This is a genomic window from Scytonema hankhaensis NUACC26 (genome assembly GCF_045865695.1).
In the GTDB taxonomy this organism is placed as follows: Bacteria; Cyanobacteriota; Cyanobacteriia; order Cyanobacteriales; family Nostocaceae; genus Scytonema.
The window spans coordinates 17,286-39,279 of record NZ_BAACAP010000154.1 but is presented as its reverse complement, the minus strand read 5'-3'; the positions used below and the strand labels follow the sequence as shown (position 1 = coordinate 39,279).

Genomic DNA, 21,994 nt, shown 5'->3' with positions numbered 1-21,994 from the left:
TTGTGAGACTTTGTAATATTGTGAGACTTTGTAATATTGTGAGACTTTGTAATATTGTGAGACTTTGTAATATTGTGGGACGGGCTTCTAGCCCGTCTTTACTAGTGGCGGGCTAGAAGCCCGCACTACAAGAAATTTGGGAATCCCTTATGCAAGGGCTGCTGACAGAAGATGCTCGACAGCTTGCTTCAACGTCTCTACCTTATCAAGACGTTCCCAAGGTAAATCTAAATCGTTACGTCCCAAGTGACCGTAAGCCGCGATGTCCTGATAAAAACGTCCGCCTCGTTCGTTTGGTAAGTTACGTAGATTAAAGCAGTCAATAATACCTGCGGGACGCAGTTCAAAATGCTGTTTAACTAACTCTAGCAAGGTGTCGTCTTCAACTTTACCTGTACCAAAAGTATCCACCATAATACTGACAGGTCTTGCGACACCAATTGCATAGCTGAGTTGAACTTCGCATTTTTCTGCCAAACCAGCAGCGACAATATTCTTCGCTACATAGCGACAAGCATAGGCAGCACTGCGATCGACCTTAGTAGGGTCTTTGCCAGAAAAAGCACCGCCACCATGACGAGAGTAACCGCCATAGGTATCAACAATAATTTTGCGTCCTGTTAAACCTGAGTCTCCTTGAGGACCGCCAATAACAAACTTACCTGTGGGGTTAACCAAAAAGCGAGTTTCGTCATCTGGCTGAACATCAATGTCTACAAAAACAGGCTCAACCACTGCTGACCAGAGGTCTTGCTTGATTTTTGCTTGCACTTCTGCTTCATCTGTAATTTCACCAATAGTCGCCGAGTGCTGAGTGGAAATTAGAATGGTATCGATACCAACTGGTCGTCCATCCTCGTAAGCAATGGTGACTTGTGTTTTTCCATCAGGGCGTAGGTATGGCAAAACACCTGTTTTGCGGACAGCTGCCAATCGTCGGGCGATACGGTGAGCAAGGCAGATAGGCAATGGCATGAACTCTGGAGTTTCGTTGCAAGCGAAACCAAACATAATCCCTTGGTCGCCAGCCCCAACCGCATCAAAGCGTTCATCGCTACTTTGCTCGCGAGTTTCTTGAGCGGTGTTGACACCTTGAGCAATATCAGGTGACTGTTCGTCTAGAGCGACAATCACCGAACAGCTGTTAGCAGAAAATCCGTTATCAGCGTTCGTGTAGCCAATTTCCGCAATTTTCTTGCGAGCAATATTTACGTAGTTAACATTGGCTTTAGTAGTAATTTCCCCTGTAATTAAAACCAAGCCAGTGTTGACAACAACCTCAGCCGCAACACGGCTACTAGGGTCTTGAGAAAGCAGGGTATCCAGAATAGTATCTGAAATCTGATCGCAGATTTTGTCAGGATGACCTTCGGTCACTGACTCGGAGGTAAAAAAATAACGACGAGACAATGTAATTCCTCCTTAAGAAGGTAACATAAGCGGATTGAACTAATGTGCTCAGTTCAACCGCTTCGATCTGCAATCATAACAACATTTTTACGATCGTTAATTAGTTTTATACTACTTTTCTCAAAATCCTTACCTAAGTACGATTTTTTTTAAAACAAGATGAGATAGTCTACTTTATTACTGTGGTTTATTAATTAAAATTTATCTCGGTAGGTTGGGTTGAGGAACGAAACCCAACACTCAAATATCTTGTCCTTGTTGGGTTGCACTCAAATATCTTGTCCTTGTTGGGTTGCACTCAAATATCTTGTCCTTGTTGGGTTGCACTCAAATATCTTGTCCTTGTTGGGTTGCACTCAAATATCTTGCCTTTGTTGGGTTGCACTCAAATATCTTGCCTTTGTTGGGTTTCACTTCGTTCAACCCAACCTACCATTATTTTCATTTCCTCAGAGTGACAGAAAGGGCAGAGGGTAGCCTTTCCTTCTACCTTCTGCCTCCTGTCCTCTGCCTTCCGAGACTAGACTTTCGCTGCTAACTTTGCTTCCTTAGAGGTTAAACGCTCGTAAGTAGCACGCATTTTTAGACCAGTCAGAACTTGGAATAAACCAGTACCATTGTTAGAGCCGGGGTACTCCCGGTGTTGGAGTAACAAGTGAGTCATCTCACCTTTATACTTGGTAGAGGTGTTGCTCAAGTGAGTTTCGATATAAATCACTTCTTCTAGATTGTCAAATTGACCATCTACCTCTAACACAGAAACATAGCGACCGTAGTATACATCAGAACCGTAGTACAGCTGCATACCAGGATAAGAACAGGTCAACTTGCGTCCGCAAGGAGTCCAGTTAATAGTTGAGCCTTCATCAAACAAGTATATGGGCGCAAATCCTTGTTTACCTTCTCTTTGGAGCATGCGTACCCGCAGAACTTTACGTTCTTTGTCATCTTTAATAAGATTGGTTGGCAAGACCTGTAGAACCACATCAGCAAATTCTCTTTGCGGTTCAATGTATTTTGTAAAGTCTGGTTTGCGGGAGTTAATTTGAGCTAGGACATCTTCATAGCGATGACCGCGTTCTGCCATATCTCGCTGAATTTTCCAAGCAATCTTAACTTCATCGCTAATGTCAAAATAAACGCTAAAGTCAATCAGTTCTCTCACTCGCTCGTCATAAAGAGGATGTAAACCCTCAACCACAATAATGTGGTTCGGATCGATTTTCTCTGGTGGATCGATCGCGCCGGTCTCGTGGTTGTAAATCGGCTTCATAATCGATTGACCTTCTTTGAGCGCTTTGATTTGCTCGTACATCAGGTCAAAATTGTTTGCTCTTGGGTCAAGTGCGGTAATACCTGTTTCTTTGCGCTGCTTGCGATCTAGAGAATGATAGTCATCTAAACAGATAACAGTCATTAATTCTTCACCGAATAAATCTGTTAGGCGACGCAAAAACGTAGATTTACCGCACCCGGAGTCTCCAGCTACTCCAATTAACACCACGCGTTCCGGCTTACTAGTCATAAATCTCCTCTTGATACTAAATGATGAATCATTCAATAATTTTTTTGTTTCGTTTTGTTTCGTTTTGTTTCGTTTCGTTTCCTTCAATCCTTCAGCCAGGAATAGACCGCAATGGTTTATCCTGCGTTCTTGCCTCCAACAACGCATTAACAAATGAGACGGTGCTTAACTCTAGCAGTTTTTACCCGCCCGATTTAGCTAACTTTGTTGTTGGTAAGTATTTAATACTAGTGTTAATTTGGATTGTAACAGAAGGGTGTTGTCTATACAAGGTTGATTAACCTCGATTTGATCCCCTAATTTTTTGATTAAGGGAGATTTAAGTAAAAGCCCGATATCCATACCCGTTGGATACCAGTAAAAAGACACTGCTTGTGAAGATATATCTTTCAGTTTACTATGTGTCGTCTTTAATTTGATTTTTTGTTTTTGAGAATCTTGGAAGATTCAGCAACGTTCCAAATATCTCAAGTCAAAAATTATGGCTTTTATTAAGGTGTGATGAAAATCACAAATATTTGTCTTGTGACTTTAAAGTCTATCCTCTACAGGATTTTACGCATTTTCCCTAATGGTCAACGGTGGTTGACAGATTTTTCACCGCAAGTGAAACTAAATTGTAGTTGTGTGTTCTAAGTCTACCTCAACCAGAAGTTTGTAACTGAACTAGCTTCTTTGTTACGGGATTGTCCCTAATGGTAGATGTAAAATTCAGTAAACAATGTTCTGTATGGAAACCTCAACTAATTTCTGAGGTGAGGTGTCAAGACACCAGGACTCAATTTTGGGAAAGTCAAACAAATTACAATTGTTTTTGATTTACATTTTTCAAAAAGATGAGTAATTGACGTTTCTCAATATTGAATGCCCTTGGGGCTGCGCTACCCATAAGTGATGAGAATATATCTCCTATGAGAGTTGTACTTCTCGAAAAAAAAATTAAATTGACTCATTATTAACATTCTCTGAAGGACTTATCCTTTACCTTAGAAGGTCAGGGATGGTCGGAAATCTTGGGCTAAACAATCTATCCGGATAAAACCAACAGATTGTTAGACTTGAATCTGAACAGCATAAGTCCCAAGAGAACTCGTTTTTGACCCAAACACGGTGAACCGTCCCTACAGGAGAGTTTCTCGTTGCAGGCGATTGGAGAATGTGAAAGGGAAACGGCGGTAACGCCAACAATGAGGAAAACAGGACCATTCGTCCATAGCCCCTTCCCAACTAATAAAGAGCTTCGCTCTCTACAGGGAAGAATTTTGATAAACAGGTGTGTTTTGCGATGCCTATACGTCTTGGGCGAGTGTACGTAATAAGATATCGGCAAGGAAAAAACCGCTTTTCCCATTCTTTAGAAGGCAATTGCTCGCACCTCTCTAGAAGAGAGAGCGCGGCACTGCTATTGTGGTGAAAAGGGTTTATATGACAATAGGTTAAGTAGAGATCGGAGTGGTAGAAGTAATGTACATCAAAGGTGCTGTTGAAGGTGCTGTCAACACAGAATCAGGTAGCCGCGTCTTCGTATACGAAGTGGTGGGTCTGCGTCAAAGCGAAGAAACTGATAAAACGAACTACCCAATTCGTAAAAGTGGCAGCACGTTCGTTAGAGTGCCCTACAACCGCATGAATCAAGAAATGCGGCGTATCACTCGCCTTGGCGGCAAAATTGTTAGCATCCAGCCCATAGATGTTTCAGAACAGGTCAATGGGCAAGTTTCCAATAGTAACGCCACATCTGGTGAGAATGCTAGCAGTGAAGCAAATGGTAAAGCCACACCTGTAGCTGAGCAACAGCCCAAGAGTAAGGACAACAAAGGCAACACCATGACTCAAGCGAAAGCAAAAAAAGACGCCCACGCTGACGTTCCCGTAAATATTTACCGTCCCAACGCTCCTTATATCGGTAAAGTTATCTCCAACGAGCCGTTGGTACAAGAAGGTGGTATTGGGCTTGTTCAACACATTAAATTTGATATTTCTGGTGGTGATTTACGCTACATAGAAGGTCAAAGTATCGGTATTATCCCTCCTGGTGTAGACAAGAACGGTAAACCAGAAAAGCTCAGACTGTACTCCATCGCTTCAACCCGTCATGGTGATGATGTAGATGACAAAACAGTCTCTCTTTGCGTGCGCCAATTAGAGTACAAGCACCCAGAAACAGGCGAAACAGTCTATGGTGTTTGCTCCACACACCTGTGCAACATTAAGCCTGGGGATGATGTGAAAATCACAGGTCCGGTTGGTAAAGAAATGTTATTACCAGCCGACAATGATGCTAACGTCATCATGATGGCAACAGGAACAGGTATCGCGCCTATGCGTGCTTACTTGTGGCGGATGTTCAAGGATAACGAAAAAGCAGTTAACCCAGAATACCAATTCAAAGGTTTCTCTTGGTTAATCTTCGGTATTCCTACAAGCCCCAACATCCTGTACAAGGAAGAACTCGAAGAGATGCAGCAAAAGTATCCCGATAACTTCCGCCTTACCTACGCCATCAGCCGCGAACAGAAAAATGCTCAAGGCGGTAGAATGTACATCCAAGACCGCGTAGCAGAATACGCTGATGAACTTTGGCAGTTAATTAAGAACGAGAAAACCCATACTTACATTTGCGGTTTGCGCGGAATGGAAGATGGTATCGACGCCGCCCTCAGTGCAGCAGCTGCTAAAGAAGGCGTAACCTGGAGCGACTACCAAAAAGAAATTAAGAAAGCAGGTCGCTGGCACGTTGAAACATACTAATTTAGTCATGGGTCATTAGTCATTAGTCATTAGGCTTTTGATAAAAGGCTGTAAACTAAATAAGAAATATAATAAGTAGGTAAGGTTCATACTTTACCTACTGTTTTTATTGTGTATTTAAGCACATACATGGCTTACGCAAGCTAAAGGGTATTTTGGGATTTCACGAGTTGCAGATCCCCCCCAACCCCCCTTAAAAAGGGGGGCATGTGTAAGTTCCAACACATTTTCGCGCAAATGAACCAATTATCCGCGTTCGTCTGCGTTTATCAGCGGTTTAAAATTAAAATTTGGTAAAAGCTTGTGGGTGTAAAGCTGGGAATACTGGGATTAGGAACAGTGGGGACAGGTACAGTGCAGCTCTTGCAGGATGGTACTGGTCGTCATCCACTCTTACAAGAAATAGAAATATATAAAGTGGGAGTACGATCGCTCGACAAATCCCGCGCTGTCACTCTACCAGAATCCGTCCTAACAACAGATTTAGACGAAATTGTCAACGACCCAAAAGTAGATATAGTCGTTGAAGTCATGGGAGGATTAGAACCAGCGCGATCGCTCATTCTAAAAGCCATTGAAAACGGCAAGCACATCGTAACTGCCAACAAAGCAGTCATATCAAGATTTGGCGAAGAAATCTTCACATCAGCCAACAAAGCAGGCGTATACGTCATGCTAGAAGCAGCAGTAGGTGGAGGAATTCCAGTCATTCAACCCCTAAAACAATCACTCAGCGTTAACCGCATTCAAAGCGTTACAGGCATAGTCAACGGTACAACAAACTACATCCTGACACGGATGCAGCTAGAAGGCAGCAATTTCAGCGATGTGTTAGCCGATGCTCAAAGGCTGGGTTACGCTGAAGCAGATCCCACAGCCGACGTAGAAGGATTAGACGCCGCAGATAAAATTGCCATCCTCGCCTCCCTCGCCTTTGATGGCAGAATCAAGCTAGAAGACGTTTACTGCGAAGGAATTAGGCAAGTCAGCAAAACAGATATAGCCTACGCTGAAAAACTGGGATTTGTCATCAAACTCTTAGCAATTGCCAAAACAACTACTCCACTCTCCCCCTCCTCCAATCCTCCTATTTCCGTAAGAGTCCACCCCACCCTAGTGCCAAAAGCCCATCCCCTAGCAAGCATTAATGGAGTAAATAATGCCATTTTTGTTGAAGGAGAACCCATAGGACAAGTGATGTTATATGGTCCCGGAGCAGGGGCTGGTGCAACAGCAAGCTCGGTATCGTCGGATATACTCAACCTAGTAGCATCACTGAAAAGCAGTACAAAATTACCAAATCCCCTGCTTGGTTGTAGACATCAAGATTACTGTCAAATTACCCCTATAGCAGAACTCGTTACGCGATTTTATGCTAGGTTTTTAACCAAAGACCAATCAGGAGTCATTGGTAAAATAGGAATCTGTTTTGGCGATCGCGGAGTTAGTTTAGAATCAGTCGTCCAAACTGGTTTTCAGGGAGAACTAGCAGAAATAGTTGTCGTCACCCACGATGTCCGGGAAGGAGACTTTCGAGAAGCGCTCGCGGAAATTCACAGCCTACCCGCCATAGATAGTATTCCTAGCGTATTACGAGTTCTTTAACCAAAGAGCGAAGTCTAAAGGCTAAAGAATGAAGTATTTTATCCTTCATACTTTATACTTCATACTTTTATGGATAGTGCAAAACGCATAGCGACTCTCAACCGCATTCGCAGACTCAGCCGCCTCATGGATACGTCTTTACGTATCCCTGGTACTGGCTTTCGGATTGGACTAGACCCAATTATTGGGTTAATTCCTGGCGCTGGCGATCTTATCAGTACGGGGTTTTCAGCTTACATCATTTTTCTAGCCGCTCGTTTTAACATACCCCCGAAAGATTTATCCCAAATGATTTTCAACATTACTTTAGAAGCAGTTGTTGGTACAGTCCCGTTGGTTGGGGATGTATTTGATGCTTTTTACAAATCTAATATCCGTAACTTAGCAATTTTAGAAAAACATCTCACCGTCGTTGAACCAGAATTGGAAAAAGTTGCCTCTGAATTTGAGGAGCTGGCAAAGTAAAAAATATCTAACTTTCTGTTGTGAAATTTTGTTCTTGTGAAATTTTGTTCTTGTGAAATTTTGTTCTTGTGGGACGGGCTTCTAGCCCGTCTTACTTAGAGAGAACGGGCGGGCGAGGACGCCCACCCCAAGTCATTTAAAGTACTGGAAAATCAACCTTTGACTTTTTGCGCCAATTGTGCTTGCGTAGATAACTTTGCCAAGACTCCATGTAAGTGTAAAAAACTGGTGTTAGATAGAGCGTTAGGAACTGTGAAAATAACAAACCTCCCACCACGACTAATCCAAGAGGACGGCGTGTATCTGCACCAGCACCAAACCCAAGAGCGATTGGTAAAGTCCCCATTAATGCTGCCATTGTAGTCATCATAATTGGGCGAAATCTCACCAAACACGCTTCATAAATAGCATCATAAGGGTTTTTGCCTTGTTGGCGAGCTTCAATCGCAAAGTCAACCATCATGATACCGTTTTTCTTCACGATACCAATCAAGAGGATAATACCGACAAAAGCGTAAATATTTAGATCGACATGGAATAGCAACAACGTCAGTAATGCCCCAAAACCTGCTGATGGTAAGCTAGAGAGAATCGTAAGGGGATGAATAAAGTTCTCATAAAGAATCCCTAAAATGATATAGATGACAAAAATAGCAACTAGTAGCAGCAGACCTAGCCCTTGAATCGAAGACTGGAACGCTTGGGCTGAACCTTGGAAGCCTGTAGTAATACTAGCAGGTAGTGTTTGTCGGGCAATTTGTTCGATTTTACCCGTAATGTTACCTAATGAAACTCCTGGTTTTAAGTTAAAAGATATGGTAACAGAGGCTAGTTGTCCTATATGGTTTACGGTCAAAGGTCCGACATCTTTTGTTACGGTTGCTACAGCATTTAAAGGAACTAGCTGTCCGTTAGGCGCACGAATCGATAGCAAATCTAGAGCATTGGGATTTTGCTGATATTGAGGTTCAACACCTAAAATAACTTGATATTGGTTATCGGATGCGTAGATGGTAGAAACTTGGCGAGTTCCATAAGCATTACTCAGGGTAGATTCGATTTGATTCGCAGTTAAACCCAAAGATGAAGCCAAATCGCGGTTAATGGTAACTCGAAGTTGGGGATTTTTGATTTGCAAGTCACTGTTAACATCTTGTAAGTCTGATAGGGTGCGGAGTTGATTTTCTAAAGTGGGAGCATACTGGTAAAGCTCTTGAACGTTAGGGCTTTGGAGAGTATATTGATATTGCGCTTTAGTTTGTTGACCGCCAATGTTAATTGCTGGGGGGTTTTGTAAGAAAACTTTCATCCCTGGAATGCGTGATAGTTTGGGACGAAGTTCTTGGACAATCTCATCTGCACCGAGAGGACGTTTATCGCGAGGTTTGAGTTTGAGGAAAAGTCGTCCGGTGTTAGCAGAAGCATTCGATCCGCCCGCACCAACACTGGAGTTAATTGCCTCAATATTGGGATCTTTGTATGCGATCGCAGCAACGGCGGCTTGATGCTTTACCATTTCATCAAAAGAGATATCCTCTGCAGCTTGGGTACTCGCTGTAATTTGTCCCACATCGGCATTAGGAATAAACCCCTTTGGGACAACTATAAATAAATACATCGTTGCTACTAAAATTGCACCAGAAATCACCATCGTCGTCCGGTGATACTTAAGTGACAGTTTTAAACTCCATTCGTAGCCACCCAATAAAGCATTAAAGAACTTCTCCGAAAGATTATAGAGACGGGTTTGCCAATTTTTCTTACTATCTTGCTCATCGACTTGTCCGTGATGTGGTGGACGTAAGAAGCGAGAACATAGCATTGGTGTCAAGCTTAAGGAAATTACCCCAGATACGAGAATAGCAACACTAATGACGATCGCAAACTCGCGGAACAGTCTTCCTAAAATGCCACTCATAAACAGCACTGGAATGAATACCGCTACTAGAGAGATAGTCATCGACAAAATTGTAAAGCCAATTTCTTTGGAAGCGTTGAGCGCCGCCTCAAACCGACTTTCTCCCATTTCCATATGACGGACGATGTTCTCCAGCATGACTACGGCATCATCGACTACAAAGCCCACGGAAAGGGTTAATGCCATTAAAGATAAGTTATCTAAAGAAAAACCCAGCAGTAGCATCACGCCAAAAGTAGCTACCAGCGATAGTGGGACTGCCAAACTGGGAATAACCGTAGCAGAAAGATTGCGGAGAAATAAAAATATCACTAGCACGACCAAAGCAATGGTCAGCAGCAGAGTAAACTGAACATCATCAACCGATTCTCGAATTGCTTGCGAGCGATCGTATAAAATATTCATGTTCACAGCTGCTGGAATCTGTTCGCGAAAAGTGGGTAGCAGTTTCTTAATAGCGTCCACCACAGCAACAGTGTTAGTTCCTGGTTGCTTCTGAATTGCCAACACAATCGCTCTAACACTAGAATTACGGGTTTGTGACTTTTCTCCAGATCCGCGAATCTCTGGATTTGCTGCTTCCTCGTCCTCTTTTTCAGGAAAATACCAACTCGCCACCTTATCATTTTCCACACTGTCCAGTACCTGACCTAATTCCCCAAGCTGTACTGGCGCACCATTTTGATAAGTGACAACCAAAGAACGATAACTAGCAGCATCATTAAGCTGACCGTTTGCCTGAATTGTATAATTTTGCTTTGTGCCATAAAGTACTCCTGTAGGTAGATTGACATTACCTTGGGAAATAGCAGTAGCAACCTCATCAATACCTATGCCCTTAGCACTTAATGATTCCGGATCTAATAGAATCCCCACGGCATACTTTTGGGAACCATACACCTGTATCTGAGCGACTCCATCCACCATTGACAGGCGTTGTGCTAGCAGTGTTTCGGCGTATTTATCTACAGTTGACAGTGGTAAAATACCTGAGTTGAGAGAGATGTAGAGAATCGGTTGATCGGCGGGATTCACTTTCCGATAAGATGGCGGGTTAGGCATATTAGTAGGTAGCTGCTTTGCCGCCTTAGAGATCGCCGCTTGGACATCTTGCGCTGCTCCGTCTATCTGCCGACTCAAGTCAAATTGCAACGTGAGTTGTGTCGTACCCAAAGAGCTAGTCGAGTTCATCGAACTTAACCCAGCAATGCTGGAAAACTGCTGTTCTAAAGGGGTAGCGACAGAAGAAGCCATGGTTTCTGGATTAGCTCCAGGCAAATTAGCTGTCACCTGAATTGTGGGAAAATCTACATTGGGCAGGTCGCTCACTGGCAACATTCTGTAACTCATTAGCCCAAATATCAACATCCCAATGGTGACTAATACCGTCATGACTGGACGGCGGATAAATAATTCGGAAAGGTTCATCGGTTAGCTCCGGATTTCTGACTTCCTACTGCTGGTTTCACTTGGGCTGTAGCACCAGGTACTAAGTTGAATTGCCCATCCACAACCACCTGCTCGCCCGGTTGCAATCCCTGTTTGATGACTGTTTCGTTTTTAAAACTGTCACCCACAGTGACTTGGCGCACTTCTACTTTCTTGTTAGGTTTAACTACAAACACAAACTGTCCTTGCTGTCCCATTTGTACTGCTTGGGAAGGTACAGTAATGACATTAGGCTCTTCAGTTAGCTTTAAAACTACGTTGACAAACTCTCCCGGAACCAGTCGCTCATCCGCATTGGTAAATGTGCCTTTGAGTTGAATTGTGCCGGTCTGTGTATTCACACCGCTATCGACAAAGGTGAGTTTCCCACGCACCGGAAGCCCCGTATCTTTAGGCGGTAAAGCCTCTACTTCTAGCTGATGGATTGCACTGTACTTCTTCAAGTCAGGTAACATCCTTTGGGGAATTGAGAATGTGACATAAATTGGACGAATCTGACTGATACTAATTAAAGGGTCGTCAGCATCGGCTTTGACTAAGTTGCCTTGATTAAGCTTGAGACTACCCGTGCGACCATTAATTGGAGAGTAAATAGAACTGTAAGAAAGCTGAACTTTAGCATTATCAATCGCCGCTCGATCTGCAGCGACAGCAGCTTGAGCATTTTGCACGTCTGCTTGGGCTGCAGCAACAGCAGCTTGAGAGTTTTGTACATCGGCTTGGGCTGCAATAACGGCAGATTGAGCATTATCTACACCATTACGATCTGCTGTGACTGTCGCTTGTTGAGCATTAGCGCTTGTCTGATACTGCTCTGCTTGTTGTTTGCTAATTGCCCCTTGCTGGAGTAGACTAGCATAACGTTGAGCCTGAGTGTTGGCGTTTGTTGCCTCCGCTACATCTTTGACTACATTGGCTTTAGCTTGGTTGACTTGAGCTTTGGCTTTCTTGACATTGGCATTAGCTTGACTGACTTGAGCTTTAGCTTTCTCGACATTAGCTTTTGCTTGCTTCACTTGCGCCAAATCCTTTGCTTGATTGGCTTGAGCTTGCATGAGCGCTGCTTTTAGAGCGCGAGAATCAATAGTAAATAGCAAGTCGCCTTTCTTGACGTTTTGTCCTTGGTGAAAGTAGACGCCAGTAAGTTGTCCGCCTACTTTTGACTTGACAGAAACTGTAGAGTATGCTTCTACCGTCCCTGTAGTTTGTAGCTGAAGCGGTATCGTTTTCTGGGTTGCAGCAGACACCACCACTGGTACGGGGCGCTTTTTCCCTGCGTCCTTTCCATTCGATTGAGCCTCGGATGCCGTACAGGCAGTACAGAAGTAAGTCAGACCAAGCATTATGAGCCAGAACTTACCTCTTAAAGTTCGATAATGAGCGTTTATGAGGAAAGTTGTAATCGTTTGCATAGAACTGAAACGGTTTATATAAAATTCTCTTTACATAATTAGTTACTCTAATAATTAGAGTACTAATAATTTCTCAATTATGCTACTTCCCCCCTAGATCCGCCACCTTTTAAAGGGTTGATCTGAGGTTTTACCCCACCCTAACCCTCCCCGATGCATTGGGGAGGGAACTGGAAATTCAATTTCCCCATATATTTGCCTACTACATAAGGCTTGTTTTCTTCTTGCAAAGGGGAGAGAACTGGAAATTCAATTTCCCCCCAATCCATCGGGGGGACTAAGGCTTTCAAGATAGGGATTTAATAGAGGAGACTTTTACCAGGTAAAATACTTATCTAAGTTTCGTCAGCAAAAATATCCAAGGTAGAAGTGAGAGCAAAATTTAAGGTGCAGGAGGGGAATGCAAGTAGGGAAAAGTGATTGAAAAAATGCGAAACCACTAAAGCCTCAAGTGGTTGCACTTGCAATGTGGAGTTTAGGGATAGTGATAACTCAATAAGCGTAACTTTTATCCTGCTTGAGTCCGCGCCTGCTTTACCATGGCAATCAAAGTGTGATGAGCGTCTTCTGCATCTACCAAAATATGGTCAAATAAAATACGAACTGGTACGGCTTCTCCATTTACCTGTGCTTTAAGATCCATTCCTTCGGGGTCAATAGAAATCATTTCTGCTGCTGTTGCATCCGCTAAATCTCCAAAAGCTTGGGCATAAAGCGCTACTGCATTAGCATGATCTTCGTTCATATGATTGCAAATGCGCGAACTTACTTCTGGGGAAAACTGCAAAGACACGGCAAACTCCAACTTTGTCCTAGATTTTCTTAAATTATTTTAAGTGAGACGGGAAACTCTTAGGACAGTTGCTAACTAACTAAGGAAAATACTGGGCTAATTTTACGTGTCATTTTTTACAATCGCTTTCTTTTTTACGTATCACTACGTTTTTGAAGGCTAACTATATCCATACAGACGTTCAGCTAGCTCTTGTTCAATTTCTGCTTCGTTGAGTAATTGTAGTGTAAGTTCTCGCCAGCGTTCGAGTAACTCTTCTTCTTTACCCATAATTTACCTCTTTATTATATGGTAATGCTTCTGTTTTCTACTAATTTAACCGCGAGTCGAGACAAGATTTTTGAGTGTTGGGTTTCGTTCCGAATGGCACGCTTGTAAAGCTCGAAGTGTTGTGTCGTCTTGTTCCCAGCCTCTGGCTGGAAACGTATTTCGAGAGGCTTTGCCTCATATCAAGTCTGGTGGAGGCGGAGCCTAGGGTGTTCACTTTGTTAGTTTTTAGTAAATATGTACCCTGACGTTTGATTTTAGTTGAAAGCGTTACTGAGTAAGGGTTTCATTTCTAGTCAAGATTCTCAAATTTTGCATGAACAACACCCCAAAAAAAGGCACAGAGTCAACACCCTAGTAGTCCACCAACTTCAAACGAAACGGTGGGCGATGCCCACCCTACTTTCTTTTATTAAGCTACTGCTAATGATTTATCTTCTTCCCAAGAAAGTAATGGATCGAGTTTCCCTAATTCTGTAAAAGTTCTAGAGGCTAACAAACAACGTAATAAATCAACACACATCTTTGCCAGATAAATTCCTTCTTGTCCACCAACAACGAGCTTTTCTGTTATATTGGGCTTAGATGAATCAACTAAGCTGTAAAAGCTTAAGTTATCAAAAGTTACAGTAATAATATATTTTTCTGACTCACCACCCCCAATACTCATATAAGTTTCACCATCAGCACCCAGTGTCACTAAAGTTTTACTTTTACCATTTAATTCGCGGATAGCGGTTTCTATATGATTCCAGCTTGGATTTTCAATTAATTCCCCTTCATTTTTGTTTCCAACCCATTTTTCTACAGACATATCTAATACAAACATTATTGCCTCCTTCTCTTTGGTGGTTTTACTATTATTGTTCTAATTCCACTAGGAGTAATAATTTCTAATTCTTCTATACCTAACTGCCAAGCCATAGAATTCACCCCTTCTCTCAAACCGCATACATCACAGAGTTCCCGTTCCACAAGACTATAGCGGTTCTCGGTTGAGGCCAATACATCTATGTGATAAAATTAAACTAGGTGTATCAATTCGACTTTTATGAAGACCTACAACCAAGACCTACGTCAAAAAATTATTGATGCCTACCTTAATCGAGAAGGTTCGGATCGACAACTGGCAGCAAATTTTCGTGTAAGTCTTAGTTTTATACAAACTTTAGTCGGACGTTTTTTGGATACAGGAAGTATAGCCGCGTTCCCCCATAAAAGTGGAAATCCACCTAAATTACAAGCCGAAAATTTAGAAGTGTTAAAACAATTGGTCGCCGAAAATAATGATGCAACGTTAGAAGAATTATGCGTGCAAATGGAATTAAAGACTCAGATAAAAGTTAGCCGAGCAACAATGGGTAAAACATTACAAAAGCTTGGACTAACTCGAAAAAAAAACCTGACACGCAGCGGAACAAGATACGGAAAGGGTTCAAAAACTCAGACAAGAGTTTTGGGAAATTATCCGTATATTCAACCTGGATAATTTAGTTTTTGTTGATGAGTCTGGTGTAAACATAGCTATGGTCAGACTATATGCCAGGTCATTAAAGGGTGAAAGGGCGCATGGAGAACGACCGGACAAGCGTGGTAAAAATGTAACTATTGTTGGAGCGATGCGGAAGCCGCCGCTACGCGAACGCAACCCGTGGGATTATTGGTGCGATGAGTTTTAAGGGTGGAAATGATAAAAACGCATTTGAGACTTATATTAATCAAGTTTTAGTGCCGAATTTATGGCCGGAAGCGTGTGTCGTTATGGATAATTTTAGCTCTCATAAAGTCGTTGGGATTAAAGAGGCAATTGAATCTGTCGGTGCTCGGTTAATTTATTTACCACCATTATCACCAGATTTTTCACCTATAGAAAATTTTTGGTCAAAGATAAAAGAATTTTTGCGCTCTCAAGCTACTCGTACCTATTCGGATTTAGATAAAGCGCTTACAGAAGCATTTGAAAAAGTTAATTTAAGTGACATCATTGGTTGGTTCAAACATTGTGGTTATTGTATTGTATCCAACTGAGAACCGCTATATTTTTTTCCACAAGACTATTTTTAATGTATTGCAGCCAACTGAAAACCGCTATAATAACTAATGTAAAGAATAACATTTAGCCAAAAACTCCTCAGCCTCAGTGCGATCGCAAATCCTTCCATCCAAAGTTGCTGCTAGTAGATCGTTAAGCATTTGCCGGAAATGAGGTCCTGGTTTGTAGCCCAATTTCTTTAAGTCATTACCATTAAGGATAGGTTGAACTTGAGACCAAACAGTCAAGTATTTCCAGATTTTTTGTCTGATAGCTCGCGGACTTTGAACGGCAATCAAAATTAGCATTGGTAAATCGTATTGCCGTAGCAATTGCACCACTTGACTGGGAGATATTTCCGCTTCTCCTCTCTCTGTTTGTGCAAAAAGAGTTTCCACATTTTCCTGAGTCTTTGCCAGATTTTCCAACCTGTGAATACTGTCATCTGGTAATTGAAGAGTTTTTGCCACCACACCTCTATATTCTGATGCTAAATGAGCAATCAAAGCTTCCAAACGCATTTGCCAATGAATAAGAGTTTCTTGAGAATCGTATCGTCGCAAACAGCGTTCTAACAAACGTAATTGCCGCAAGAGTTCTTCATCTAAACTAAGGGTAGGATGAATGCACTTTAATGCTCCCAAATCTCCCAACAACTGCAATGCTGATTTCCAATAGGGAGCTTCTAAAATATGTTTTAATTCTGCTTTAAGTCTAGTTTGCAGTGCTGGTGCTCTGCTATTCTCGCGGGCAGTACGGTCATAAACACCACTGTTGATAGCGTAGCGGATATGCTCTTCTGTTTGAGGTTCTAAATGAAATCCCAACCTGACAGCAAAACGCACGCCACGATAAATGCGGGTAGGATCTTCAATAAAACTGTTAGCGTGTAATACCCGAATTTGTTTTGCCTCTAAGTCAAGCAATCCACCAAAGAAATCGAGTAATTTACCAGAATTAGGTGATGTTAGCCGCAGTGCCATTGCGTTGATGGTAAAATCGCGGCGATACAAATCTTGACGAATTGAACTGGCTTCTACTTCAGGGTTTGCTGCTGGATAAGGATAGAATTCTGTTCTAGAAGTGGCAATATCAACCCATAGTGAATCTAATTCTGGATCTTTGTGCCACAATAAAGCCGCCGTTTGAAAAGCACCATGAACTTCTAAACGTGCTGTTGTGTAAATTTGCTGGAGAGCTTTTGCCAATTCTACACCCGCACCGACATCTGCTGCTTTGTGAAAACCATCAACTACCAAGTCAATATCTTTGATGAGCAGAGTACCAGTTGCTTCTTTTGCTAAGAGTAAATCTCGGACTGCTCCACCAACAAGATAGAGATGCCAACCGCGTTTTTCGGCTGCTTGTGAGGCTTTTGTTAGTAATTGCCATAATTGAGGAGCAAGACGCGATTGCAATTCTTCTAGCTTAGGAGATTTTAAGTTCTTTTCTCTTCTTCTCCCCCTCTCCCCGTCTTCCCCTCCCTCTTCCTGATGCAATTGCCGCAAAACATCAGTCCGAGTCACAATACCGACTATCTGCCCATTTTCTAACACTGGTAAGCGTCCGATATCGTATGTGACCATCAAAGCCTCGATCTCTGGCAGTGTAGTCTCTGGAGTAATAGTTCTCATATTAATTGTCATGTATCCTTTAACAGGAGCATGACTAAAGCCGTGATGCAGGGCAATATCTAAGTCCCTTCGAGAAAGAATACCTAATAGTTGTCCTTGGGCATCAACAACACACAACCCAGAATGTCCGTAGCGTAATAAAGTTCGTTGTGCTTCAGCAATAGTGGTTTCTGGACGGATGGTACGAACTGGGGAGGACATTAAGTCTCTAGCAGTGGGTGGATGAGGGACTGTTGCTTTTAACGTTTCTAAAAATTGGTTAAGTATTTCTTCGGCGTTCACTCCTCGCAGGTTCAGTGATGCTGCTTGAGAATGTCCGCCACCACCAAACGGTAAAAATAACTCGTTGAGGTTAACACCGGGGGTTTGGGAACGTCCAATAACTGTCAGGCGCGATTCACCATCAGAAACAGGAGATTCATGAAACAGCAGCAAGGTATCTATTTCTGTTAACTCGACTAATTGGGCTGCAAGACTTGACAAACCAGCCACAAAACTCTCTGTTTTTAAAATTACCCAAGCAATAGTTTGTCCCCTAACATCTATTTTTTGTAGTTTTTCCAGCGCTACCTTTAATAGCTGTTGCAATTGCGGCGATAATCCAGGGTCTACATACTGGCTCAGAACTGATAAACTAGCTCCTTGTTGCATTAACCAAGCTAAAGCTAGGGCATCCCGTGGTGTAGCATAATCAAATGTCAGGGAGCCAGTATCTACGTGAATCCCTAACGCCATGACAGTGGCTTCTGCACTTGTTAAAGAAATTTGCTGTTGCTGTAATTGCTCTACGATGAGAGTTGTAGTGGCTCCTACAGAGGAGACATATAACTCTGTAGCGGGAATATCCCCCTGTTGTTCTTTGTGATGGTCGTAAATTTTGATTTCCTGAAGGTGAGGTAAATCCAACCACTCAGCAGTTTTCCCCAAGCGATCGCGTTGCTGTGTATCTACCACAACTAAGGAACGAATTTTCTCAGGATTAACAGAACGCCGTTCGATCAACTGATACTCATCCCGATGTAATGCCAAAAAATCCCTAACGGGTGGATGCGCTCCACCACTCAGTACAACTTTACTGCCCGGTAGCAAGCGTGACAGCCCTACTGCTGCTCCTAGAGAGTCAAAATCCGCCGTTGTATGACAAAGAATTAAATCCATAGTCATTGGTCATTGGTCATTGGTCACTGGTCATTGGTCACTGGTCATTGGTCACTGGTCACTGATTACTGGTCACTGATCAAAAGTGTTGCAATTTCTGCTAGTTTAACAAATAAGGAAAAACTGTCAGTGCTTGTCTGTACAACATTTTAACTTTAGTAATCTGCTGTTTTGGGAGAAGGGAAAATGAACATCGTATTCCAAGTTGCTTTAGTGGCTCTAGTTGCTATGTCTTTTGTTCTAGTAATTGGTGTCCCCGTTGCTTATGCTACTCCACAGAACTGGAATGAATCTAAGAGACTTCTTTGGATTGGTTCTGGTGTTTGGGTGGCTTTAGTGTTCTTGGTTGGCGCATTAAACTTTTTGGTAGTGTAGGGGCTGGCGATTGGGGATTGGGGATCGCCAATCCCCAATTTCCAATTCTGCTTCTATACTTGATATGCGAAGGACATAAATTTAGAAGCTCATGGCAGTTTTCGAGGGAACTTTTACTCAGACGGAACCTTTGCGATTTGCATTGGTAATCGGTCGATTTAATGACCTAGTGACCGCTAAGTTGCTAGAAGGCTGTCAAGATTGCTTGAAACGCCACGGCGTAGATCCCAATCCTCACGGCTCGCAAGTAGATTATGTTTGGGTACCGGGTAGTTTTGAAGTTCCGGTTGTCGCTCGTCAATTGGCACTCTCTGGTCGCTACGATGCAATAATTTGTCTGGGTGCTGTTATCAAAGGGCAAACGCCTCATTTTGATTACGTATCTTCTGAGGTTGCCAAAGGCATCGCTGCTGCTGCTTTTCAAACTGGCGTACCAGTGATTTTTGGTATTTTAACCACTGATACTATGCAGCAAGCTTTAGAACGAGCTGGCATTAAAAGCAATCATGGTTGGGATTACGCTATGAGCGCTTTGGAAATGGCTAGTCTTATGCGACAGCTACGTTCTAACCTTACAGAACCTTTTGGTGCTAATTCGCTCTCCCCTGCATCTCTCAAGAGTGCGGTAGAGAGTTAGTGGTTATTGGATAGTGGATAGTTGTTAGTTGAACGACTATCCACTAACGCCTATCTACCAACAAATTGAAAAAAAGGTGTTGACAACCCGAAAATAATCTGACATATTAAATAAAGAGATAAATTGCGGGTATAGCTCAGTGGTAGAGCGTCACCTTGCCAAGGTGAATGTCGCGCGTTCGAATCGCGTTACCCGCTTAGAAAAAAAGTTTTACCGCTTGCTGTTTTGCAGAAGTTCCACTTGACTTGGTTACTGAGCTTATAGCCTGCTGTTAGCAGAGAACGGGCGAGGACGCCCGTCCCACAAGACAGGTAGTTAGTTTGTTGGAAGTCCCTAATACCACAGGTAGTTAAGTTGTTAGAAGTCCCCAATACCACAGGTAGTTAGTTTGTTGGAAGTCCCTAATACCAATGTAAAGAATGCGAACCGCAACGCAGTGGCTCCAAAATCTAAAATCCAAAATGGATGAGGCTTGATTTTTTTTACTGTACGTAATAGAATTTACCAAATATTAAACCTCCTTAATAGGAAATTCCATTAAGGAGGTTATACAGTCATAAAAGAATTGCACACCCGATCTTCTCTAGAAATCGTCTAAAAACTGGCTAAGGCGGCTGATTACAGGATCTACCTCTTCTAGAGGAGCAGATGGGACAGCAGCGTTAGTGGGTGGAGGAGTATGGTTTACCACTTCAACGATTGGTGCAGCTTGGGTTATAGGCTGTGCCGTTGAGACTTGATTTATCATGAGCGCCAGCTGTGCGACTTGTTGACTAAGTTGTGTCAGATGGCGTTCCATGGTCTCTAATCGATGAGACTCCTTGGCAAAAAAACGTTCCTCAAGGTTAGCTATTTGACTCTGCATCTCCGCAATTTGTGTTTCAACTCCTAGTGGTGTTGCTGCTTGTATTGCTGTTGGTGCAGCAGGTAATGCAATTGGTACAGGTGTAGGTGTAGGTGTAGGTGGTGCTGTTACTACTGGTTTGGGAGTAGGTCGTACAGATTCCGGTACGCATAAAGATTGCCATAAAGCTTCTTTACAGAGATCGCTGAAAGTCTTTTCTGGATCTTTTTCCAATTGACTTTCTACGAGAGCTAATAAACTCTCGTCAGCGACCCCTGGATTGAAGGTAACGGATTTAACTACCTTTTTTGACCATTGGAACATCAGTATTAAGCCCTAACAGAGCGTGCAGAGGATAATTGTGCCTCTCCGTAAATATACTGCCCCAAGGCATTTGCTTGCCGTGATGGTGCAGCCAAATGTGCATTGATTTTAGCCTCTTTCAGTAAGCGTTGAACATCTTCCCAGAAGAATTCTCCACCACCTCCAGTTAGGATAACATCGGTAACACGTTCTGGCAGCCATGCTAACACGCGGCTGCAAATTTCGCGAGAAAACATCTCAATAAGGTTGGGCAGAAAATCATCTAAGTTGGTGGGTTTGCTAGAACCTCTCGGACGGTAATAGCGATCGCCTTTTGGACGGTTTACTGCAGCAATGAGAGACAAAGATTGGCTGTCAGCGCCTTCAATTTCAGCAGCCACTAGTTCGTAAAACTTGCTCATTCCGAAATCTTCACTCTTAGAAGCCCCTCGAGCAAAGCGGAAGTTATCAACCATTAAACAATCAGTTGTCTGATGTCCAATATCAACAATTGCCACCGAAACTTTTGTAAAATCGGGCATAACTGTACCAGTCTTTTTAGGTTGAGCTTCGCACCACAGCAAGCTGCCATAACCTTCTGGCATAACCCAAACTTTGGTAATGTTAAGATTTACAGCTTCCCCGCGAAAGTTCATGATATGGGGACCGGAAAGCTGACTAATCAATTGAGCCTTTTCCCGTTCAAATTGCTCCTGAGAAAGGTAAGGTAGTCCCAAAACAACTGAGATTTCATCCTTTAGTTTGAAGTAACCTGCAGCTGCTAGGACTTTTATGAGGGCGTCTTCTACCTTAGATTGACCGACACCTAAATTAGCTCCAAAATCCGCAGCTAACTGACCAACAGCATAACCACTGCCTTGGTACTCCAGCCAAAGATCCATTAAGGGGTCGGTCGCACGGGCTTCAAAAACACCCCCACGTACCTGTTCCATTGACATTTCTTTGACGTTAGCGGAGACAAACATTACATTACCGGGGTCGCGACTGACACAGGTTTTTGTAGAAGTTCTTCCTAAGTCAACACTCAGAATCTTTTTCCCAGTGCTACTAGGAGTAGGTTGAGTTGGAGTTGCGTTTATTGGTGTAGTTGCTGAAACCCTGTTCATCGGGATAGCAGCAGCATTCATAGGGGTAGCGGCGGATGGTTGGTCTGTCATGAAAGCTCCTAGTAGTTTATCAGCTCTAACAAGTTATCATGCCCATCTTACAAAAATACGTGTATCAGAAAACCCTTAGCCACTTTCACTCGCTTAAACTCTGCCGAGTCCGAGACAATAGTTGAGCAAAGATTCTGACACACAGCTTTCAGTTGCTTTCTCTCAAGTGAGAAAACAGTGAATTACGCTTGAGGGCTAGCTACGCTTGTTTTTGGGGAAACAACACATAACTTTTTTA

At 42.8% G+C, this 21,994-nt stretch carries 17 protein-coding genes and 1 tRNA gene; 9 read left to right on the top strand and 9 right to left on the bottom strand.

The annotated features are described in order from the left end of the window. Nucleotides 1–147: 147 nt before the first annotated feature. Together metK and ACKTT2_RS11605 are read right to left on the bottom strand one after the other, a co-directional pair. A complete protein-coding gene (gene metK, locus ACKTT2_RS11610; RefSeq protein ID WP_407886843.1) occupies nucleotides 148–1,410 on the bottom strand; it encodes a methionine adenosyltransferase in 1,263 nt (420 codons plus the stop codon). Nucleotides 1,411–1,930: 520 nt separating this feature from the next. Beyond that, nucleotides 1,931–2,935 (bottom strand): phosphoribulokinase, encoded by a 1,005-nt coding sequence (locus tag ACKTT2_RS11605; protein WP_407886841.1) that lies wholly within the window; start codon nucleotides 2,933–2,935, stop codon nucleotides 1,931–1,933. A gap of 1,464 nt (nucleotides 2,936–4,399) precedes the next feature. On the opposite strand from ACKTT2_RS11605, the gene cpcD/petH reads away from it, so the two are divergent. From cpcD/petH to ACKTT2_RS11590, 3 genes are all read left to right on the top strand, one after another. Beyond that, the gene (gene cpcD/petH / locus ACKTT2_RS11600) at nucleotides 4,400–5,686 is read left to right on the top strand and encodes a bifunctional rod-capping linker CpcD/ferredoxin--NADP reductase PetH (protein ID WP_407886853.1); all 1,287 of its coding nucleotides are present in this window, start codon (nucleotides 4,400–4,402) and stop codon (nucleotides 5,684–5,686) included. A 303-nt stretch (nucleotides 5,687–5,989) separates the two neighbouring features. After that, a complete protein-coding gene (locus tag ACKTT2_RS11595) occupies nucleotides 5,990–7,291 on the top strand; it encodes a homoserine dehydrogenase (protein ID WP_407886839.1) in 1,302 nt (433 codons plus the stop codon). 69 nt (nucleotides 7,292–7,360) lie between these two features. Next, entirely contained in the window at nucleotides 7,361–7,756 is a 396-nt protein-coding gene (locus tag ACKTT2_RS11590; protein ID WP_407886837.1) for a DUF4112 domain-containing protein, read from the top strand. Between the two features lie 136 nt (nucleotides 7,757–7,892). Here ACKTT2_RS11590 and ACKTT2_RS11585 read toward each other — a convergent pair whose 3' ends face one another. From ACKTT2_RS11585 to ACKTT2_RS11570, 4 genes are all read right to left on the bottom strand, one after another. Beyond that, the gene (locus ACKTT2_RS11585) at nucleotides 7,893–11,102 is read right to left on the bottom strand and encodes an efflux RND transporter permease subunit (RefSeq protein ID WP_407886835.1); all 3,210 of its coding nucleotides are present in this window, start codon (nucleotides 11,100–11,102) and stop codon (nucleotides 7,893–7,895) included. After that, nucleotides 11,099–12,535, bottom strand: a complete 1,437-nt coding sequence (locus ACKTT2_RS11580) for an efflux RND transporter periplasmic adaptor subunit (RefSeq protein WP_407886833.1) — start codon at nucleotides 12,533–12,535, stop codon at nucleotides 11,099–11,101. The genes ACKTT2_RS11585 and ACKTT2_RS11580 overlap by 4 nt, the downstream gene beginning before the upstream one ends. A gap of 508 nt (nucleotides 12,536–13,043) precedes the next feature. Beyond that, nucleotides 13,044–13,328, bottom strand: a complete 285-nt coding sequence (locus tag ACKTT2_RS11575; protein ID WP_407886831.1) for a DUF2470 domain-containing protein — start codon at nucleotides 13,326–13,328, stop codon at nucleotides 13,044–13,046. A gap of 679 nt (nucleotides 13,329–14,007) precedes the next feature. Beyond that, nucleotides 14,008–14,424 (bottom strand): hypothetical protein, encoded by a 417-nt coding sequence (locus ACKTT2_RS11570; RefSeq protein ID WP_407886829.1) that lies wholly within the window; start codon nucleotides 14,422–14,424, stop codon nucleotides 14,008–14,010. Between the two features lie 222 nt (nucleotides 14,425–14,646). Between ACKTT2_RS11570 and ACKTT2_RS11565 the strand changes: the two genes are divergently transcribed. Genes ACKTT2_RS11565 through ACKTT2_RS11555 form a run of 3 tightly spaced genes read left to right on the top strand, consistent with a single transcriptional unit; the run spans nucleotide 14,647 to nucleotide 15,623 of the window. Further along, entirely contained in the window at nucleotides 14,647–15,084 is a 438-nt protein-coding gene (locus ACKTT2_RS11565) for a helix-turn-helix domain-containing protein (RefSeq protein ID WP_407886827.1), read from the top strand. 37 nt (nucleotides 15,085–15,121) lie between these two features. Continuing rightward, the gene (locus ACKTT2_RS11560) at nucleotides 15,122–15,274 is read left to right on the top strand and encodes a hypothetical protein (protein ID WP_407886825.1); all 153 of its coding nucleotides are present in this window, start codon (nucleotides 15,122–15,124) and stop codon (nucleotides 15,272–15,274) included. Beyond that, a complete protein-coding gene (locus ACKTT2_RS11555) occupies nucleotides 15,264–15,623 on the top strand; it encodes a transposase (protein WP_407886823.1) in 360 nt (119 codons plus the stop codon). Before ACKTT2_RS11560 ends, ACKTT2_RS11555 begins: the two co-directional genes overlap by 11 nt. Nucleotides 15,624–15,692: 69 nt before the next feature. Here the strand turns inward: ACKTT2_RS11555 and ACKTT2_RS11550 are convergent, their stop codons facing one another. Then, entirely contained in the window at nucleotides 15,693–18,419 is a 2,727-nt protein-coding gene (locus ACKTT2_RS11550) for a CBS domain-containing protein (RefSeq protein WP_407886851.1), read from the bottom strand. 186 nt (nucleotides 18,420–18,605) lie between these two features. Here ACKTT2_RS11550 and psbZ point away from each other — a divergent pair, with 186 nt between their 5' ends. From psbZ to ACKTT2_RS11535, 3 genes are all read left to right on the top strand, one after another. Continuing rightward, the gene (gene psbZ / locus ACKTT2_RS11545) at nucleotides 18,606–18,794 is read left to right on the top strand and encodes a photosystem II reaction center protein PsbZ (protein ID WP_407886821.1); all 189 of its coding nucleotides are present in this window, start codon (nucleotides 18,606–18,608) and stop codon (nucleotides 18,792–18,794) included. Between the two features lie 91 nt (nucleotides 18,795–18,885). After that, nucleotides 18,886–19,431: a 6,7-dimethyl-8-ribityllumazine synthase gene (ribH, locus tag ACKTT2_RS11540; RefSeq protein WP_407886818.1), complete on the top strand. Its 546-nt coding sequence runs from the start codon at nucleotides 18,886–18,888 to the stop codon at nucleotides 19,429–19,431. A gap of 125 nt (nucleotides 19,432–19,556) precedes the next feature. Further along, nucleotides 19,557–19,628 (top strand) — tRNA-Gly (locus tag ACKTT2_RS11535). Nucleotides 19,629–20,014: 386 nt separating this feature from the next. Here ACKTT2_RS11535 and fcmC read toward each other — a convergent pair. Together fcmC and fcmB are read right to left on the bottom strand one after the other, a co-directional pair. After that, nucleotides 20,015–20,599 carry a filament morphology membrane protein FcmC gene (gene fcmC / locus ACKTT2_RS11530; RefSeq protein ID WP_407886817.1) on the bottom strand — a complete coding sequence of 195 codons (585 nt, stop codon included), beginning with the start codon at nucleotides 20,597–20,599 and terminating at the stop codon, nucleotides 20,015–20,017. 5 nt (nucleotides 20,600–20,604) lie between these two features. Further along, entirely contained in the window at nucleotides 20,605–21,756 is a 1,152-nt protein-coding gene (gene fcmB / locus ACKTT2_RS11525; protein WP_407886815.1) for a filament morphology actin-like protein FcmB, read from the bottom strand. Nucleotides 21,757–21,994 lie beyond the last annotated feature (238 nt).

Coding starts and splice junctions, on each gene's coding strand:
- ACKTT2_RS11605 (WP_407886841.1), bottom strand. CDS start 2,935: ATGACTAGTAAGCCGGAACGCGTGGTGTTAATTGGAGTAGCTGGAGAC.
- cpcD/petH (WP_407886853.1), top strand. CDS start 4,400: ATGTACATCAAAGGTGCTGTTGAAGGTGCTGTCAACACAGAATCAGGT.
- ACKTT2_RS11590 (WP_407886837.1), top strand. CDS start 7,361: ATGGATAGTGCAAAACGCATAGCGACTCTCAACCGCATTCGCAGACTC.
- ACKTT2_RS11585 (WP_407886835.1), bottom strand. CDS start 11,102: ATGAACCTTTCCGAATTATTTATCCGCCGTCCAGTCATGACGGTATTA.
- ACKTT2_RS11580 (WP_407886833.1), bottom strand. CDS start 12,535: ATGCAAACGATTACAACTTTCCTCATAAACGCTCATTATCGAACTTTA.
- ACKTT2_RS11570 (WP_407886829.1), bottom strand. CDS start 14,424: ATGTTTGTATTAGATATGTCTGTAGAAAAATGGGTTGGAAACAAAAAT.
- ACKTT2_RS11565 (WP_407886827.1), top strand. CDS start 14,647: ATGAAGACCTACAACCAAGACCTACGTCAAAAAATTATTGATGCCTAC.
- ACKTT2_RS11560 (WP_407886825.1), top strand. CDS start 15,122: ATGGTCAGACTATATGCCAGGTCATTAAAGGGTGAAAGGGCGCATGGA.
- ACKTT2_RS11555 (WP_407886823.1), top strand. CDS start 15,264: ATGAGTTTTAAGGGTGGAAATGATAAAAACGCATTTGAGACTTATATT.
- ACKTT2_RS11550 (WP_407886851.1), bottom strand. CDS start 18,419: ATGGATTTAATTCTTTGTCATACAACGGCGGATTTTGACTCTCTAGGA.
- psbZ (WP_407886821.1), top strand. CDS start 18,606: ATGAACATCGTATTCCAAGTTGCTTTAGTGGCTCTAGTTGCTATGTCT.
- ribH (WP_407886818.1), top strand. CDS start 18,886: ATGGCAGTTTTCGAGGGAACTTTTACTCAGACGGAACCTTTGCGATTT.
- fcmC (WP_407886817.1), bottom strand. CDS start 20,599: ATGTTCCAATGGTCAAAAAAGGTAGTTAAATCCGTTACCTTCAATCCA.
- fcmB (WP_407886815.1), bottom strand. CDS start 21,756: ATGACAGACCAACCATCCGCCGCTACCCCTATGAATGCTGCTGCTATC.